The sequence below is a fragment of the Leuconostoc sp. UCMA20149 genome, assembly GCF_030400235.1.
Taxonomy (GTDB): Bacteria; Bacillota; Bacilli; order Lactobacillales; family Lactobacillaceae; genus Leuconostoc; species Leuconostoc pseudomesenteroides.
In genome coordinates this window covers 54,046-72,796 of the sequence record NZ_VJYC01000009.1, presented here as the reverse complement: position 1 = coordinate 72,796, position 18,751 = coordinate 54,046, and the positions used below count along the sequence as shown (strand labels likewise).

Below are 18,751 nucleotides of genomic sequence, written 5' to 3'. Positions count from 1 at the left end.
CATACAAAACATTAACGCAAGTCCAAGCAGCCATTGGTTGGTATATCAATTTTTATAATCGCAATCGTATCTCAAATGTTGCCTAAGTAACTGAATAAAAATAGTCCAACTTATTGACTTCTGAGCATCATGAAACGATTTGTATTATTTGTCATGTACGCTGTTTGCTTTCTTAATGTCTAAGTACTGTTTAGCTTTTGAAAATGCCACTAAGACTAAACCACTATTGGTATTTACTTATTCAGAGACAACGACTAAATAGTCTATAAGTCGATTAAAGCCAAGTCCAACGTTCGCAACACTGGCGTTAATTTTTTTGAATCAATTAATACAAACAAAACATTAAGTTTGTGACTAAATCAAAAGCTATGCTATAATAAAGATATAGAAAAGAGCCGTAGCGCTAACTACGACTCCTAGCAAACCCGTTTCGACGGTGGCTAAGTTATAGTCAAGTTAATGACCATTCACTCGTCAAAGTTAAGAATGGTCATTTTTTTGTGCTGTTTTTGATCAACACAACAACTAAAGTAATTAGTGTTAGGATAAACATCCCAAAGCTAATCATTAGTTGTAGCGCATCCGATACGGACACTAGGCATCTCCTTTCCTAGAATCTGGGCTTCTAGCTGTTACACCATAAGCACCACCTCCATTCGGGATAGCCACCATCTTAACTTGTTTGCTGTAACAAGTATATCATACCTGAAAATTACAATTGGTCTGAATCCTAATCGCTGGTAAAATTTAAAAATCGACTAACGAAATAAGTCTTGCAAATACTTTGTACACTCTTGTAAAGCTTATTTCTGAGCAGTAAATATTGTCTAACATTATTTAGGATAATGTTCGCTGTGCTTGTACTAAAAATTCGTTGATTAGTATAAGCAATACTGCATATAAAGGTAATTCTATTTTGGCAATCTAGACATCCTTGAATAATCAATCAACATGACAAAGCCAAAACTTATTTTTTCAACCACGACTGCAACTCATCAAAATTTGTATTTGTGACGACAAAGCGAGGGACACCTTGTAAAATGTTTGGTAAATCATTGCTAACAATGCCGGGTTCCAGTAAAAAAATTCCCTGCATACCATGCCTATACATATATTGAGTTAGTGTAACATTCTGACTCCCATAGGGATAGGCAAAAACTGTCGGTGTGATGCCGAGTTGATTTTTGATCTTGTTATATGACTTTTTATAATCAGAAATGATTGACTTTTTAGATATAGAAGATGTCGATAAAATTGGTTTATTATCCTCTTGATAATGTAAATCATTTGTGTGCAATCCAACAGTCACTTCTGGATGATTAGACAACTTAGATATTTCTTGCCATGTAGCTAACTGTTCCCCGTCCAAATTACTACCGACTCTACCGGTAATCACAAATATTGTAAATGGTAATCTTAAATCATACAATGTCGGCGCAGCATTTCGGGGTAATGTAGTATCAATATCATCGAAAGTCAATACGACATGCTTTCCAGAAATTGTATTTTCATGACTGTGTTTAATGAACTCATCCATTGACCACACACTGATATGATGTGATTTCAGCCATTTCATTTGATGCATAAATATTGTTTGATCAACATTATATTGCTGTAACTGAGGGTTTTTGGACACATCTTGTGCAAATTCTACAGCAGCATTTTTCTTAAGAATTCGATGGTAGGCCAACACTAGAACACCATCCTTAACGTTGCTATTAGTTTTAGCGAAATTTTTATAACTGTAATCTACTTTTCGTTCAATTTGTTGCTGTTTATTACCCTGTTGAACACCGAAATATATCATCATAAAAGAAATGAATAACATTACCAATATAAATAACAGAATTATTAATCTATACCTTTTCATCATTGATTTTCACCTGATACTGATTTAAAAACCCTGCTATCGCTGGAAACGAAGTAATTATTAAACAAACCATAATAATTTGCATACCATGATTAACCCCATTCGTATTTATGCCAAGTAATAAATTCAAAACAACAAAACTATCTGAGTAGACATGAAGTTGCGCGACAAACGCCAAAATAACGATAGTAAGGACAATAATCCACGCAAAGAGTGTTAAAATACCTGCTAAAATGTTACCTGAAAAATGTTTATGTCGAATAATTAGTTTTTTATTCATTTATTTACCTCGATCTGGACTTGTCCATGACCCTTTTCGTCTGTGTAAAGTACATACAATGATTTGAGACGCAATGGCAGTAATCAGCGCCGTCGTCCAATAAAAAGTGCTATAAAATGGGATTTCAAAAACATCGTGCAGAGACAATTGAGAATGTCTTTTGTCTTGAATAATGCCTTGACAAATCATAATAGAAAATAGCGCAATGTAAATTAATATAATCACGCCTGGCAACGAAAAAGTCTGGGTACCTATGGTCATGATAATATATTGAAAAAAAGTAATCAAAGCTAACCAAGCCCAAATGTGGCTAAATAACATATCAAACAGCAAAAATTTTTGTTTAACATCTTCATTGTGATAGACCCACTTTGCATTTTTAAAAAAAACTTCTAGACCACCTACCGACCATCTGATGCGTTGTTTAAAGTAGCCACTAAACGTCTCGGGTACAAGAATGTACGTTAATGCTAAAGGCGTGTAATGTATCAGCCATTTTTTGCGACGTAAGCGCCATGTCATATCAATATCTTCTGTAACGGCCGTCTTATCGAATCCGCCAACATCGCCTAATGCTTCACTACGATATAGTGCGATAACACCTGCGACGGTCATTATGCCACCAAATAAACTATCTTGTGCACGCTTTATACGATCTATAATGCCAACGTATTCTAACGTTTGTAATCTGCCTAATATCGTTGTTCGATTACGGACTACCGGCTTTCCTGTCACAGCTCCAACATTATCACTATCAAATTTTTTCAACATTTGATGCAATGCATTCGGATTCAGTAGCGCGTCAGCATCTGTGACCAGCACATATTCTGATTCAACGTAGCTCATTGCTTCATTCAAAGCTTGAGCTTTACCCATGTTATTTGGTAATTCTAATAATTTAATTGGCACTTCGGGTGTATTATGCAATAACCACTTCTTAACAACCGAGACGGTAAAATCGTTACTCTTATCATCAACAACAATAATGTTATAATTCGTATAATTTAATGCTACTAGCGATTTTAATGTGTCAATGACAGTGTGCTCTTCATTAAAGGTTGGCAATAAAATTGTCACACTTGCGTTAAGCAACGAATCATATTTTGAATCATAAGTGTGAAATTGGTTACCAGATATCCAAGAACCTAAAATCCAAATTAAAGTCATTATGATTGGATAGTAAGTCGTATAGAATTGTAAAATGTTTGAAACGATTATCATAATGTTATGCTTTCCTAGTATTGGACAACTTTGACAAAATTTTTTCTACAATAAAAGACAATATTGTGGCCGAAATAAATGAACATATCACAATTAACGGTCCCCACACCAAACGATTATTAGTACTAGGAACCATCAATTTGAAATCATGGTAAATTATGCTGTCTGTGAGATCTGAAAACAAGTATATCGTGAGTGTCATGCCAGATATTTTTGTTAATATTTTATATTTCCGATGTTTTTCTCGCTTAAATGGCAAACGAAGAAACAAGAGAAACAGTATAATTGCAACTATAAAAGGCTGATACCCCATATAATCATTTTCTGATGTCCATTGAAAAATTTTGCCGTAATTATTATTTACAGCAATCAGAGATATAACACTAAATATCATTATTGACCAGAATAATAATTGTTTGAGCGGTATTTTTTGAATTTTAGAAAAATATGTTTTAAAGTAGACACCAAAATAGTAATATCCTATCGGATAAGCCGCGGTCCACCAATCAGGCATGATTTTTCCAAAAACGTTAAATAATGACGGTAAGAAAAACAAGATTACAGAAATTATCAAAATATAAAGATGATACTGTTCGTTAGATTGATAATGCCAAGCGGCATTTAGTAGAGGTATCAGCAGGTATAAGCCAATATACATTTCTACATACCACGCATAACTATCAGTTGAAAAATCTAACATACCATACAATGCATCTGAGAACGATATTTTACTACCAAGAATTAAGGTATGCCCTATCCAATCAATTATTGACACAATGACATACAGCAAAAGTGTTCGCCAAATTTTAACGATGTAACTGCTAGAAAGAAACTTGTCTCCCATCAAGAAACCCGTAGCCATAATGAACAACGGGACCGCTGTAATAAATATGGCCCTCAGAAACACATCAATTGTTGGTATCCATCCTGTGACACTAATATCATAAAATCCAGAATTCAACAAAAAATGTACAGAAACCACTGAAAATATGGCAAAAACTTTAATCACGTCAATTTGATATAGCCGTTTTCTCAAGTTATTCTCCTAAAATTACGCTCACAAAAACAATACTTCCCATTATAGGTATAAAAAGTAGCAAAAACACTCTCATATTATTGATTCAAAATAAAAAAAATAATAATCTTTTGGTGTATAAGTTTGCTAGTTGAGATTACTCAAAGTATAAAAGAGTTATAATATTAGCTATGGAACCCGATTACTTCGAAAAGCTAACAATTGAATTAAAACGTCACCCTCATCATATAATTGAGTTAAAGCAATGGCTTTTTGTAACCATAAATACGGCTAAATCAATCATTGATAATTCAAATAAATCCCAACTTATTTATTTAAAAAATTTTTTCAGTTGCACAAAAACGAGTGAAATACAACAGGTGTTTGACACAATACAAGGTAAATTTGGTGATAAATACTTTTCAGAAAAGAATAGTTCAAATTATCAATACCTTTGTTCTCTAGTGGCAAATTTTCCAGCAACAGCGCTAACGGATGTGGAACATGAATTAATCAGTAGTTTTGTTAAAATAGACAAATACTTGTTATATGAGAATCTATAATTCCAAAACCAATTCACTAGTCAATTAAAGAACTAATTCTCCCCACAATTTTTCACTTGAAAATTTGCATACTTTTTTATCTCACATCCCCTAATAAAGGTAAACTTACATATTGATATGAACTGAACACTGTATAAACTGTCAATTCAAATATTAATTAAAACTTCAATGTCACAGCAATAAAATAATATGCTATGCTTTTGTTAAAGACAAAAATAAAAAGGAAACGAAGTCCCATGACACTCATTGATGAATTACAAATAATAGGCAAAGATAGCGCGCCCCACAGTGGGAAAACAATTTATTTAGCAGCTGGTTGGTTTAATCCGATTCAAGAAAAACTTTTAAAAGAAGCTTATGCTGCGCTATTGCACAATCAAACAGTGGCTCATGTCCATGTCCCCTTGTTACATCAATACGAAGGTTCCAATCCGATTGTCAATGGCGAGTTCAATCCCGACCAAGAATGGGCAACAGCTACTTTTGATGATGATGTTAGCGCAATTGATAATGCTGATGTCGTAGTTGCTTTACTCGATGCAAGTGATCAAGATACCGGAACAATTTGGGAAATGGGTTACGCCTATGCAAGCCATAAGCCTGTAGTTGTATTAGCAGTTGGTGATACATTTCAATATCCTATCAATCTTATGCCTGCTCAAGGGGCAATCCATCATCTCGCCAATAATAATTTAGAAACGTTTGATTTCTATGAAATCAACAAGCGTTTTTATGTTGGTAAGACGATTTAAAAATTTTATTCTCCTTGTGGCAATTTACTTAAAAAAAAGACAGAAATATCCATTTTTGGATAGTTCTGTCTTTTTAATTCAACACCATCACATAATTTTTATAACTTGTCAGGTTGATAATTGTTAATAGACGATTCAGTTTTGGTTTCAATTTCAAATAATGGTCGATGTTTGACCTCTGTAAAGATTTTACCAATATAAATGCCGATAACAGATATAGCTACCAAGTTAATACCACCTAACAGCCAAATTGAAATCATCAAAGATGACCAACCTGCTTCTGTATTACCAATCATTTTTTCAAATATTGTGTACATAATTTCAATACCAGCAACACTGGTAACAAACATTCCTAGACCAAATAGTAATCGAATCGGCTGAACACTAAAACTTGTAATACCATCAATTGCAAAACTCAACATTTTTTTCAATGGATATTTTGATGTTCCCGCTTGTCGCTTACCACGTTCATAAAAGACTTTGTCCGTTTGAAATCCTAACAAAGGTACCATCGCACGTAAAAATACATTTCGTTCTGGTAATTTTAGAAGTGCTTTAACAGCAGTTTGACTCATTAATCTAAAATCTGCATGGTTAGGAATCATGTCGACGCCTAAGAAAGTACACATTTTATAAAATGCTAATGCTGAATTTCTTTTGAACCAAGTATCATCTGCTCTACTTGACCTGACACCATATACAATTTCACTACCCTCATTGTATTTAACAATCATTTCTCTAATGACATTCGGATTGTCCTGCAAATCAGCATCGAGTGTTATGAGAATGTCCGCTAATTTGATTCCTTCAAACATTCCTGCTAATAAAGCCGACTGATGACCAAAGTTTCTAGAAAGTTTGACACCAATCAAATCCGAATTTATCAGTTTCTGGTCCTGAATAACTTGCCATGTGCCATCTTCAGAACCATCATCTACAACAAGAATAAAACTATCATGACTGATTAGATCTTCACTTACTAAATCTAATTTTATTTGTTTTAGTTTAGATAAAGTGATTTGTAAGACTTCTTGCTCGTTATAGGCTGGTAAAACAAGTCCCAAACGAGGTGTTTTTGATCGTGATAACATATTCAAAGTGCTCCATTCTTATTGATATATATTTGATAAATCATATAATGTTGAACTTTGTGATTGACCACCCATTTGTTGTCCTGAGGAACTTTGATTTGATGTGCTAGAACTATATGTGACCGTAGTACCATTCTTTTTAACCCAAGTTAGTATTTTACTAATTTGACCACTCGAGGTCTTACTATTGTTGCCCATCACGAAGTATTTCAGTTGTCCCGACTTGACTAGCTTTTTGAATTCAGAAAGTGACATAGTTGGATCTGTTCCGTGATAACCACCTAATGCCATGACTGCTTTACCGGACTTGATAATATATCCAGATGCCGAGTTAGAATCAGTTGTGGCAAACAAATATTTGGCATTACCTTGGTGCTTCTTGGTATAACTCAATAATTGACTATTGACTTCTCCACCCATATCACTGCCACCAGTTTGGCTTAGAAGTGACGGACTGGCGGCTGGTATTGCTGCAGAATTATGCGACAATGTTGGTGTTAATGACCACCAGCTTGCCATTAGTAGAATGCTAATTGCCGATAAAATAATTTTTATTTTGCTATTGATGTGTCTAGGCAATAGCCACCAAATAGACAAGCCAATTGCTACAATAATCATAGCAATGCTGATAATTTGGTAATACGACCATACATAGTACGCTTGCAGTAGGAGAGTTGTTAATACGGCCACACCAACGACTATTCGTACAATCATTGATTCTTTATTGCTTTGAGCAGACATTTTCACAACTGCTGCCACGCCAATTGCTGTTAATGCAGCAATCGCAGGGGCCAACATAATTGTGTAATATGGATGAAAGAAGCTAGCAACTGAGAAGAAGCCATAGACTGGAACGAACCAACCTGCCCAGAGCAGAACCTCAGATTGTTCCTCAGAGACATAGTACCACTTAGCCCCACGCTTTCTAAATCCAAACCAACCAGCAATAAGTCCGAGAATTGCAAGTGGCAGATACCAACCAATTTGTGAACCCAAATCTGATTGGAAAAGCCTAAATGGTCCAGCTGATCCAATAGCAAATGCACTGTTACCACCACCCTGTCCACCTTGTGGCTTTCCAGTCATTTTAACTGCTTGACTAGGTGCCTTGCTTTTAGTCTGTTTGGTATTTTTATTTGCGGATTGATTTGGTGGCGTACCAGTGGGGGCTTTCCCACCACTGGGTTTTCCTGTCGGCGCTTTACCAGCCATTTTACCAGTTGGCGCTGAACCACTTGGCTTTTTACCACTCGGAGTACCGTTACTTTTTTGAGTGCCTTTTGATTTTTTAGTATTTCCCATACCAGGGAAAGCACCGCCGGTTCCTGTTGATTGTCCTAATAATCTTTCGGTCCCGTTATATCCAAACGCTAGTTCCATTAATGAGTTTGTTTGTGAGCTACCAATATATGGCCGACTAGATTGGTCAACCGAATCGACTGCTAATGGGTAAGCTACTGTAAAAATCGATAAGGAAGCCATACCAACAACTAACCAAGCACTTTTCTTTTTCCATGGTAGTTTGATTGCTACCCAATAATAAACAAGCATTGCTGGTAAGATCATGAAAGCTTGTAACATTTTAATGTTAAAGCCTACACCAATCAAGCCAAAACTGACAATGACTAGCCAAATATTTTTCTTAGCAACTGCTTTTTGTAAAATATATACAGCTAAAAGCAAGAAAAATACTAGTATAGCATCCATATTATTCGTACGGCTATTAGCAACCACCGTTGGCGTCAGTGTCAGAATTAACGCCCCGACTTGTCCGGCCCATAAACCAAATTTTGGTGCTAATAACTGATACATTAAGTAAACAGATCCTATACCCGCCAAGACACTTGGTAAAACAACTGACCAAGCGTGTATACCAAATATTTTAGCTGATATAGCCATTAGCCATAATGCGACTGGTGGTTTGTCAACAGTAATAAATCCTGCTGGATCAAACGCGCCGTACCAAAAATTCGACCAACTTTTTGTCATTGAGGTAATCGCTGCTGTGTAGTAGCTATTAGCACTACCAGCGTTCCATATACCCCAACCATACAGAAAGGCACTTAGTATCAAAATACCAACTAAACACCAATCTGTTTTATTTACTTTTTTTAATCGCAAAATGCGTACCTCCTTTTGACATATCATTATTCTAATATCGCTTCAGTAGATATAAGTTAAATATAAATAAAATGAACATTAAAGCATTAGTCTGATCTCATTATCATAGAACAAAAAACTCATTAAACAGCATGCGATATATTTACAACTAAAAAAGCAACAATGATTTTTTAATCATTGTTGCTTTTCTATTGCATTACGTTAAAAATTTTTGTAAAAAGCAATAAGTGTCCCTTGATCAGCAGACCTAAAACCAAACTTTTCATAAAAATGCCTGACATCAGGCGCCTCTTCCGTCAATAACACTTTTTGCCTAACATTTGGATAAATGTTCAAAACACGATTCATTAATTCTGTGCCAACCTGTTGACTTTGAAATTTTGGGTCAACTAGAATATCTTGTATAAAAATAATTGTCTCTCCATCCCCCACAACGCGAACTAATCCGACTAATTGATTATATGCCCACGCACTGACAACCATTAATGAATTTGCAACAGCAGCCAAAAGATTTACACGAGTGTTAGTATAGGCAAACCAACCGACACTATTGTACAGTTTGGTTAAATCATTTTCTGCGATTGTTTGATTGATTTGATAATTGATCATTTTTTGCTCCTAATTAAAGATAGTAATCATTTAATTAGACGCTTTTTTTGATAAAGTAGCATTTTAATCCTCTTGTTCTTTTCATACTACCACAGTATGATGCTTTGGCAAAATAAAAAAGCAACTTCGAGGGCGAAATTACTTTTTAAGATTAAAAACTATACTTATTATCGTTATTGTCTTTAATATATCTCGACGTCATACCTTGTGCTTCTAAGTACTCACGGAATGGCACTAAATCCTGTGCTTCATATTTTTCCTTGTAGGCCTCAACAACTGATTCGCTATACAAATTAGTGTCTAACTTTAGGGTTTCAACAGGAATAGGACGATCTTTGGTGATTTTTGCATCGACCACAACGACGCGGCCTTGATTGTAATAATCAAGTGCTTCTTTCATTACCCGATCAATGTCTTCAATTCGGCTAACGGTTAAACCAACAGCACCCTGTGCTTCGGCAATTTTGGCATAGTCAACATCCGTGAAGTCAACGCCAAAGTTATACGTATTCGTGTCTTCATACTTATTTTTGATAAATCCGTATTCTGTATTAGTAAATACAACGTTAATGACTGGTAACTTATAGCGCACGTTGGTAACAACATCTGGATAGGTCATTGAAAACGCCCCGTCTCCCATCAAATTCCACACTTGACGGTCCGGATAAGTGTTTTTGGCACCAATCCCACCTGGCAACCCAATCCCCATTGTGGCAAACAACGGTGATGTCCGCCACATATTTTTGTCTGTCATATGCAAATGACGCACGGACATTTGCGTAACATTACCGACATCAATTGAGAAAATAGCATCATCTGCTGCGTATTTATTGATAGCATTATAAACTTGATAGGCCTGTAAATCACCTTCAGTTTTTTGCTCAAGTTTATTCATATAGTCACGCCAATTTTTGACGTTAGCCACGTTCGCCTGCCACCATGGTGAATCGTTTACGGGTGATACTTTAGCTAAAATGGCGGCAATCGCTTCACCCGCATCTCCTAGAATAGCGACGTCATTTTGATGACGCTTACCCAACATTGCTGGGTTATTGTCAATTTGTATGAACTTATTCACGTTCCGGAAAGTGCCTTCAACTTCGGAGAATGGGAAGTTTGTACCAACAAACAGGACAGTATCAGCTTCAAGAATAGCTTCGTTAGCTGGCTTCCAACCAACACGGAAAGTGGAGCCAGTGAAACCTTCAAAATCCCAATCAAATGTTTCAAAGTTTTTACCTGTTGTAATAATTGGTGCTTTCATCTTACGAGATAGCGCTTGGACTGCTGCCCCATGACCCATCGTACCAATACCAGCATAAATCACTGGACGCTTAGCTTGGTTAAGAATGTCGACAGCAGCAGTAATATCGGATTCATCAACTGGTGCGGACTTATATTCTTTATAAGTTAAGCCAGACGAATAAAGTGGCGTCGAATAAAGTGAATCAGCATCAATTTCGTTAAAGCCAAAATCAGCCGGTACTTCTAGTACAGCTACCCCACGTTTGGCAATTGCCGTCCGAATAGCATCATCAACAAGATGTGGCAACTGTTCTGCGGTTGCGACACGACGATTATAAACAGCAATATTGTCATACATTGGATTCTGATTTAATTCTTGAAACGAATCCATATTTAACTCACGTACTGGTTTGGAACCTAAAATAGCCAACACTGGGATATTATCCATTGCCGCGTCATAAAGACCATTTATTAAATGCGTTGCACCTGGACCGCCAGACCCAACGGCCACACCCAATTTACCACCGAACTTCCATTGCATAACAGCTGCCATAGCGCCAACTTCTTCATGTTTGACCTGCAGAAATCTGATTTTATTTTCCGGATCGCCCATCGCATTCATCAACCCGCTCAAAGTACCTGATGGAATACCGTACATCGTGTGAACGCCCCATCCTGACATAACTTTTAAGGCTGCTAATCCGGCCGAAATTTTATTATCTGACATGCTACTATTTTCCTCCTAAACATGAAAGTGTTGTAAGCGCTTTCATTTCGATAAATAAAATTATATACGAATTTACAATTAATATCAAGCGTTTTCATGATTTATTCACTTGTGCTCATTGCTTTGGTATCAAATGATTTAGCTTGTTTTATGATTATAGCTTCACAAAGTTTAACAGATTAGCTTTTTAAATAGATTTTACTAATAATGATTTGTCTAAGCAAATATGTTCATATAGGCTAGCACGACAGAACAGATTGTCAAACCAAAAATATCTAAATTATTCTAAAATGTGTTTTAGCTAAAAGTAAAACATTCACATTGCATAGTCACTAATAAAAAAATAACCGATGAATCGACAAACGACGATAACGGTTATTTTTTAACAAACTTTTTATTTTAGTATTCGCCCCAATATTTAGACATTGTTTGTTTACCAACGCCTGGGTTGAAACTATTAGTTGGATCATTTTTCTTATAGTGCTTGATTAAGGCCGGCGCTGCCAAATATAGATGACCAACATTGTGTTCGGCTGGATAAACAGCGTGACGCTCATCCAAAATTTTAAGCATCTCTTTTTTAAGTTCATGCGCATCGACGCCAGGTTTTAGAATATAATCTTGGTGCATGACGTGATCAAGTAAGTGACCATAATAAATTTTGTGTTCTATTTTGTCTTCAATCTCTTTAGGCAAATGCTCGAACCACTTATAATCATTACTTGCCAACGCGATATCTAGTGGCAAAATGTCAATACTATCCTGTTTTAATTCTTGATAACGAATCGCAACACCAGCTGTTACGTAGCGGTGAGTTGCCGCTTTACTGGTCTCATTGGCATCGGCTTCAAAGTAGTCGCCACTTGCCTTGTCAAAATAAGATTTGAGATATTCTCGCGCTTCTTCAATACCATTACCAGCCATTTTCAATTGTAGGTAATGGTCATACTTTTCGTAATAATCATCTATTCGTTTTGGCATTTGATTAGGAAATAAATTACTTAATGTTTGAAGCAAGCGATCTGGGAAATAAGGCTTGAAAAACGGAATGTGCTTCAAAAAGCGTTCGCCCCAAGCTTTTAGCGCAAACATCTGGGGCAAATGACCCGTTCCAATTTTCTCAATCACGATTAGCGAGTCTTTACCATATTTCTTGGCCAATTTATAAGCATTTTTATGCATATATTCACCAGAAACAGGCAATTCTTTGAATGTCGTCATAATATGGCGACGAATATCTTCCAACTCATCGGGATTATTCGTTCCAATGTAAAACATTTGTGTTTTTTTATCCATTGGGAATGTATCTAAGCGGACAGCCAATGCCGCAACGTGACCGGACGATCCAGATACTTCATACAGTTCTTTAGGATTTGCATTGTATCGAATAGGCTTATCAGATTCAACGTCACGCACAACCTGTTCATGATGGAACATTGAACCATGATGTTCAGTAGCTGGTACTTGATTCAAATCAAAATTGCGGTTCTGCAAATTAGTAATAATCTCTTCGGGCGTTTTGCCCAAATCAATACCTAAATGGTTAACTAAGTGCATTTCGTCATGTTCATCAATCCAAACATACAATGATAGCTCTGTATAAGCTGGACCTCTTCTGATCAAAGCACCACCAGAATTGTTGTTAATACCACCAATGACCGATGCGCCCAAATTAGATGAGCCAATGACTGAATGTGGTTCACGTTTAAGTGGTCGCAATTCATTTTCTAAGTGAAATAGTGTCGTACCGGGGAATGCAAGTACCTGTTCCCCATTATTGATTAACTGTAAATCTTTAATTTTCATGCCGTTCACAACAACAGCAGAACGGTCATAACCCGGGGCTGGTACGGAACCCTCAGTCAAACTAGTGTTGGCTGCTTGCATAATAATGATAATATTGTTGTCATGCAAAACATTAAGCACGCGCCACATTGCCATTAAAGTGGTTGGAAATACTACTGCAACTGCATCGCCCTTACCTGAGCGGTACCCTTTCCTAAAACGTAAAGATTTTGCTTTGTTAGTAATAACATTTTTTTTACCAACAACACTGACTAGTTCTTCGACTAAGTCCATATTAACTTCTCCCCTCTATAACGTTTGTAAAAAACGTTTTAATCATTACGCTTTTAATGATACGCTTTTTTTGATATTTTGGTTAATAAAACAATTAAATCTCATTTCAAAGCGTATCCTTGCAAATAAAAAAAGTATCAAAACCTTTAAAATTCTGATACTCACCTATTGATATACGAAATTATTTGACCAACAATACATCAGCGTCTGCCCGTTCTGAAACATAGCGCGCCGTCGAACCAATAAACATTCGAGTTAACAAAGTCGTACCTGTTTTACCCATTACAATCAAATCAGGTTTGAATTTTTCCATGACTTCATTAACAAGTATAAATCGCGCATCACCCTTAAAAACGTGCGTATCATACAAAACATCACTTTCTGCCAAAACACCGGCTGCCTTCGCAACATTTTCATTGGCTAACTTAGTCAAACTGTCAGTCATCGATGCATAAAAAACTTGGCTGCCGTCGTGATAGGCAACAGTAGAATACTGAATGACACTAATTACTTCTACTTTTGCACCATATTTTTTGGCTAAACTCGCACTATATGCTACTGCACGCATGGCCGCGTCACTACCATCAGTAGCAACAACGATTGTCTTCATCATTTGTTTCTCCTTTCTACCTTGGTTTGCAGTGGTTTCATGTCGTTGTGACTAATTTAAAACAACCCACTCGGGGATGATGATCCAACCAAAACAGTCAAATAGTACCATCTTTGTCATCAATCAATTAACTTTATGCACGAAGCATGACGATTAATCTTTCAGTACAAACAACGAGCAAGTTGTTAATTAAATTAGAAATTGAGTCGAAAGTTATCAACAAAATTCTGATATTAACTTTCTCTATCACCATTATACAATTATTTATATAATAATGGAAGCGTTTACACTATCATAGCCAGTGTTTTAATGATATGATTAATAAACTAATCATTGACATTCTGAGTTACGCAGTTCTACTTTTTTTCTGCTGTAGGAAAAACATAATAAATATTATCATAGCAATCATTATTATCATGAGCAAAAAGTTTCGCATGCCTTGCTCAATTTTCCAAGAACCAAACAAAGCAGCTACCGTGGTCCCAGCAGCGCCCATAAACATTTGGCTGGCTTGCAAAATAGCATTTGCATCGTTTTGATCATTAATTTGAACATCTGCGATTGCAGCTGTCATACCCGTACTAAAAGCCATACTCCGACCGATCGTGAAAATAGTATAGGAAAGAATAACCATTAATAAATTCAGGTTGTTCGTGACGAAATACATAAACAATACGGACAGCGTAAAAATAGAATTACCCGTGATAAGTAATTTTTTGGGGCCAATTTTATCATATAATGACCCAAATAATGGCGACAAAAATGCCCCTACTAAAGTGCCAGGGAGTAACGAAAATCCTGCTAATAGACTTGACGTATGATGAATTGTCTGCAAGTAGTTTGGAATTAACAAACCAAGGCCCAAATTAGCAAACATATATAACGTCACAGGAATCAGTAATAATGTAAAAGATTTTAGTTTAAATAACCTGATGTTTAAAAATGTTTTTTCACTTCTCAGAGAACGATAAATAAAGAGTAAAAGTGTGATAGCTGTAATGCTTAGCGTTACAGGGTTAATCATACCGCTCTCAAATTGATTGATCGTCAAAATACCTGAGATTAAAGCTATGCTGAGTAGGATAAAAGCAATCAGGTCGAATGACGGCGTTTGATGATTCGCAGTTTTTTTAGGTATCGTAAACCATCCAAGGCATAAGGACACCACCGGAATAATTAGTAGTGTGATGAAAATAGAACGCCAACCCAAACTGCTAATTAAAGCACCACCATAACTAGGTCCAAATGAGGGTGCTAAACTAATGACCATCGATCCAATTCCCATCCAAACACCTATTTTATGCCTTGGTATTAGCATCAGGATTAAGTTGAACATTAAAGGCATCGCAATTCCTGCGGAAATGCCTTCTAAAACTCTTCCTAATAGTAAAATACCTAAATTAGTTGCCAAACCAGCGAATAAAGAACCAATAACAAAAAGCAAATTAGCCAAAATCCACATCAACCTCACGCCAAATCTTTTCGTTAAATAGGCGCTTATTGTCATTGTTACGGTTACGGCCAACAAATAGGCAGTCGTTATCCATTGAATATTATTCAAAGATGTGTGAAAAATTGCTGTTAGTTCCGGAAAAGTAACATTCATCGCGGTTTCCACCATAATACCGCCGGCCGCTAAAATAGCAACCGCAATAATGCTTAATTTATTTTTGTTATTGATCATCATGACCATCCCAACTTATTTTTGATACATGCTTTAAAAATGACACAATGACATCTCTTTCCCCGTCTGAATAGCCATTAAGTACATAACTATCATGACTTTGGATGATAGTTTTAATCACATCACTAATATCAAATCCCTTTGTCGTCAAAAAAATTTCTTTTACTCGCTTATCTTTTGCTGATTCACGGCGTACAATAAAATTTTTGGCTACCATACGGTCAATTAATAGCGTAACAGTTGAACTTTTGATATTAAATTCTTGCTCAATTTCTCTTTGATTAACTGTTTTTTTACCAGATGATAATCTCAAGAAATCAATCATTGCCATTTGTGCTGCAGTCAAATCATACCGCCGCGCCACGCTATCCAGAGCATTATTCAGAGCATAATAAGCCTCTTTTAACAGTTTTCCCATATTTTCAGTCATAAATAGATTTCCTTTTTAGATAGTTAGCTAACTAATTAAATATAGCAAAAGAAATATTATTTTGCAAATTATAATTTGGGGTTATTTAAAAACCGTTTACCTTGAATTGTGTGGTAAACGGTTTTTCTTTTAATTGTTCATTACTAAATAATAATTGATTAACTCAGTTCTGCGAGTACAACATCTCGCGCTACTTTCAAATGTCGTAGTGCGTCGACTGTTTGTTCCTCAGTTCTTGTCTTCAAGCCACAGTCCGGATTAACCCAGAATTGTTTCGCATCAATTACTTTTAATCCTCGTCGAATGTTTTCTTCAATTTCAGTCGTTGTGGGAATCCTTGGTGAATGAATATCATAAACACCCAAACCAATCTGTTTGTCATATTTAGCATTTTCAAAAGCAGCAATGATTTCGCCGTGTGAACGTGATGTTTCAATCGAAATCACATCAGCATCTAAGTTTGATATTGTGTCGATAATATCTTCAAAGTCTGAATAACACATGTGTGTATGAATCTGTGTTTCATCTTGAACACCTGTTGTCGTAATTTTAAATGAATAAACAGCTTCATTCAAATAATCTTGCCAATGACGTTTTTTTAGCGGTAATCCCTCACGTAATGCGGGTTCATCGACTTGAATAATCTTAATGCCAGCCCTTTCCAAATTAATGACTTCCTGTCTCAACGCCAAAGCAATTTGATTCTGAACTGTCGCGCGTGGCACATCATCTCTTACAAATGACCAATTAACAATGGTCAAGGGTGCAGTAATCATGCCCTTCACCGGTTTATCTGTTTGTTCTTGTGCAAAAGTCGATTCAGCAACCGTAATTGGTTCTAAATAATCAACATCCCCATAAATAACTGGTGGTCTAACACCTCGTGAGCCATAAGACTGCACCCATCCGTTTTGCGTGGCAAAAAAGCCAGCTAACTTTTGACCAAAGTATTCCACCATATCGGTCCGTTCAAATTCACCATGCACCAAGACATCTAGCCCAAGTTTTTCTTGTAGTTCGATCCAACGTTTTGTTTCTGCTTTAACAAAGTCTTGATACTCCAAATCAGATATTTCCTTTTTACGCCATGCGGCACGCTTTGCCCGCACAACGGCAGTTTGGGGAAATGAGCCAATAGTTGTCGTGGGTAAAAGCGGCAAATTTAAAATATCATCTTGTTTTTTTGAACGGATAGCATATTGTGATTGACGTTCAAATCGTTGTTTGGATAAATTCTTTATTGCCGCTTGAACATTGACATTGTTACGAGCCTCTGAATCTTTTAGCACTTTCAAAGCACGTTTGTTGTCCTCAAAAGTATCAACATCTTGGTTGCCATTTAAAGCATTTGTAAGTGTGACTAATTCCTGAAGCTTTTCATCAGCAAATGCTAAACCGCCAAATAACGCGGCGCTTGCTGCTGTTTCGTATTTTTTTGTGATTGGGACGTGGAGCAAAGAATTGCTGGGTTGTAACCACAAATTTGGCGCCAAAGATTGCAATGTTTTCGCTAAGTCAAGTTTTTCTTGCAAATTAGCTGTCCATATATTGTGACCATCGACTATACCTGCGGCTAATATCTTATTCTCAGGGAAACCATACTGTTGAATGCTTTTTAAATTCTCGTCATTGCCATGCACAAAGTCCAGACCAATCGCCTGTACTGGCAAATCCACCACAGCTTGATAAGTGTCGAGTGAATCAAAGTACGTTTGTAATTCAATATTTAGCTTGGGTGCAATCTCGTGTAAATAAGCTGTCACACGCTGATAAGGCGCAATAGCTGAATCGTCGTCAATTTTGACCAAACTCGGTTCGTCCAATTGAACCCACTGAACACCTGCTTCCTGTAGTTCTTGAAAAACCTGACCATAAAGTGGTAATATTTGATCCAAAAGTCGATTGATATCTTCTGGTGATGATACATATTCACCGTTAAGTTTACCAAGCTTTATTAGCGTGACTGGCCCCAGAATAACTGGTTTACCGTTGATATTTAATTCTTCTTTTGCCTCTTGCCAATAGCGTAACCAACGATTATCTAAAAGGCGTGGTTTAGTATTGTCAAATTCGGGAACAGTGTAATGGTAGTTAATATTAAACCATTTTGTCATATCCGCCGCCACATTTTCCTTATTACCACGAGCAACAGCATAATATTCTGATAGCGTTAGCGGACGGTCATAACTACCAAAACGTGTTGGAATGAGATTAAATGCCGCGATAGTGTCCAAAACATGATCATAATCTGAGTTGTCAGCAACCGGAATGATATCTAATCCAAATGCGCGTTGCTTTTTTAAATTATTAAGTCTTAATGACTTAGCAGTTTCATGGAATTTTTGATCATCAATTTCACCACGCCAATAGGCTTCTAATAACTTTTTCCATTCTCTATGTTCACCTAAGCGGGGATACCCTAAATTTGAAGATTTTACAATATTGCTCATGTCT

At 36.4% G+C, this 18,751-nt stretch carries 17 protein-coding genes; 3 read left to right on the top strand and 14 right to left on the bottom strand.

Features of this window, described 5'->3' with window-relative positions:
* Window positions 1-86 (top strand): IS3 family transposase (locus FF105_RS11660; RefSeq protein ID WP_168441546.1); only part of this gene is annotated, 86 nt, incomplete at its 5' end.
* 404 nt (window positions 87-490) lie between these two features.
* On the opposite strand, the gene FF105_RS08050 is transcribed toward FF105_RS11660, so the two are convergent.
* The 5 genes from FF105_RS08050 to FF105_RS08030 all read right to left on the bottom strand — a co-directional run bounded on the left by FF105_RS08050 (window position 491) and on the right by FF105_RS08030 (window position 4,407).
* Window positions 491-553, bottom strand: coding sequence for a putative holin-like toxin (locus FF105_RS08050; protein WP_228934620.1), 63 nt, complete (start codon window positions 551-553; stop codon window positions 491-493).
* A 414-nt stretch (window positions 554-967) separates the two neighbouring features.
* Entirely contained in the window at window positions 968-1,810 is an 843-nt protein-coding gene (locus FF105_RS08045; RefSeq protein WP_010295706.1) for a polysaccharide deacetylase family protein, read from the bottom strand.
* A 46-nt stretch (window positions 1,811-1,856) separates the two neighbouring features.
* Window positions 1,857-2,150: a hypothetical protein gene (locus FF105_RS08040; protein ID WP_290046589.1), complete on the bottom strand. Its 294-nt coding sequence runs from the start codon at window positions 2,148-2,150 to the stop codon at window positions 1,857-1,859.
* Window positions 2,151-3,371, bottom strand: a complete 1,221-nt coding sequence (locus FF105_RS08035; RefSeq protein ID WP_290046588.1) for a glycosyltransferase family 2 protein — start codon at window positions 3,369-3,371, stop codon at window positions 2,151-2,153.
* 4 nt (window positions 3,372-3,375) lie between these two features.
* Entirely contained in the window at window positions 3,376-4,407 is a 1,032-nt protein-coding gene (locus tag FF105_RS08030) for an acyltransferase (RefSeq protein WP_010295713.1), read from the bottom strand.
* 170 nt (window positions 4,408-4,577) lie between these two features.
* Between FF105_RS08030 and FF105_RS08025 the strand changes: the two genes are divergently transcribed.
* Both FF105_RS08025 and FF105_RS08020 read left to right on the top strand, forming a co-directional pair.
* Window positions 4,578-4,949 (top strand): hypothetical protein, encoded by a 372-nt coding sequence (locus FF105_RS08025; protein ID WP_010295717.1) that lies wholly within the window; start codon window positions 4,578-4,580, stop codon window positions 4,947-4,949.
* A 236-nt stretch (window positions 4,950-5,185) separates the two neighbouring features.
* Window positions 5,186-5,701 carry a nucleoside 2-deoxyribosyltransferase gene (locus tag FF105_RS08020; protein WP_010295721.1) on the top strand — a complete coding sequence of 172 codons (516 nt, stop codon included), beginning with the start codon at window positions 5,186-5,188 and terminating at the stop codon, window positions 5,699-5,701.
* A 98-nt stretch (window positions 5,702-5,799) separates the two neighbouring features.
* Here the strand turns inward: FF105_RS08020 and FF105_RS08015 are convergent, their stop codons facing one another.
* From FF105_RS08015 to metE, 9 genes are all read right to left on the bottom strand, one after another.
* On the bottom strand, window positions 5,800-6,792 hold the full coding sequence (locus FF105_RS08015; RefSeq protein WP_168441553.1) for a glycosyltransferase family 2 protein: 993 nt from the start codon (window positions 6,790-6,792) through the stop codon (window positions 5,800-5,802).
* Between the two features lie 18 nt (window positions 6,793-6,810).
* Entirely contained in the window at window positions 6,811-8,913 is a 2,103-nt protein-coding gene (locus FF105_RS08010) for an ArnT family glycosyltransferase (RefSeq protein ID WP_290046586.1), read from the bottom strand.
* 201 nt (window positions 8,914-9,114) lie between these two features.
* Entirely contained in the window at window positions 9,115-9,522 is a 408-nt protein-coding gene (locus tag FF105_RS08005; RefSeq protein ID WP_290046585.1) for a GNAT family N-acetyltransferase, read from the bottom strand.
* Window positions 9,523-9,673: 151 nt separating this feature from the next.
* Window positions 9,674-11,494: a pyruvate oxidase gene (gene spxB / locus FF105_RS08000; protein ID WP_290046584.1), complete on the bottom strand. Its 1,821-nt coding sequence runs from the start codon at window positions 11,492-11,494 to the stop codon at window positions 9,674-9,676.
* Window positions 11,495-11,893: 399 nt separating this feature from the next.
* Entirely contained in the window at window positions 11,894-13,573 is a 1,680-nt protein-coding gene (gene dld, locus FF105_RS07995) for a D-lactate dehydrogenase (RefSeq protein WP_168441472.1), read from the bottom strand.
* A 181-nt stretch (window positions 13,574-13,754) separates the two neighbouring features.
* Window positions 13,755-14,186: a universal stress protein gene (locus FF105_RS07990; protein ID WP_168441473.1), complete on the bottom strand. Its 432-nt coding sequence runs from the start codon at window positions 14,184-14,186 to the stop codon at window positions 13,755-13,757.
* Window positions 14,187-14,529: 343 nt separating this feature from the next.
* A complete protein-coding gene (locus tag FF105_RS07985; protein ID WP_308738171.1) occupies window positions 14,530-15,867 on the bottom strand; it encodes an MFS transporter in 1,338 nt (445 codons plus the stop codon).
* Window positions 15,857-16,297, bottom strand: a complete 441-nt coding sequence (locus tag FF105_RS07980; protein WP_168441475.1) for a MarR family winged helix-turn-helix transcriptional regulator — start codon at window positions 16,295-16,297, stop codon at window positions 15,857-15,859. The genes FF105_RS07985 and FF105_RS07980 overlap by 11 nt, the downstream gene beginning before the upstream one ends.
* A 158-nt stretch (window positions 16,298-16,455) precedes the next feature.
* A complete protein-coding gene (gene metE, locus FF105_RS07975; protein ID WP_168441476.1) occupies window positions 16,456-18,747 on the bottom strand; it encodes a 5-methyltetrahydropteroyltriglutamate--homocysteine S-methyltransferase in 2,292 nt (763 codons plus the stop codon).
* Between the last annotated feature and the right edge of the window lie 4 nt (window positions 18,748-18,751).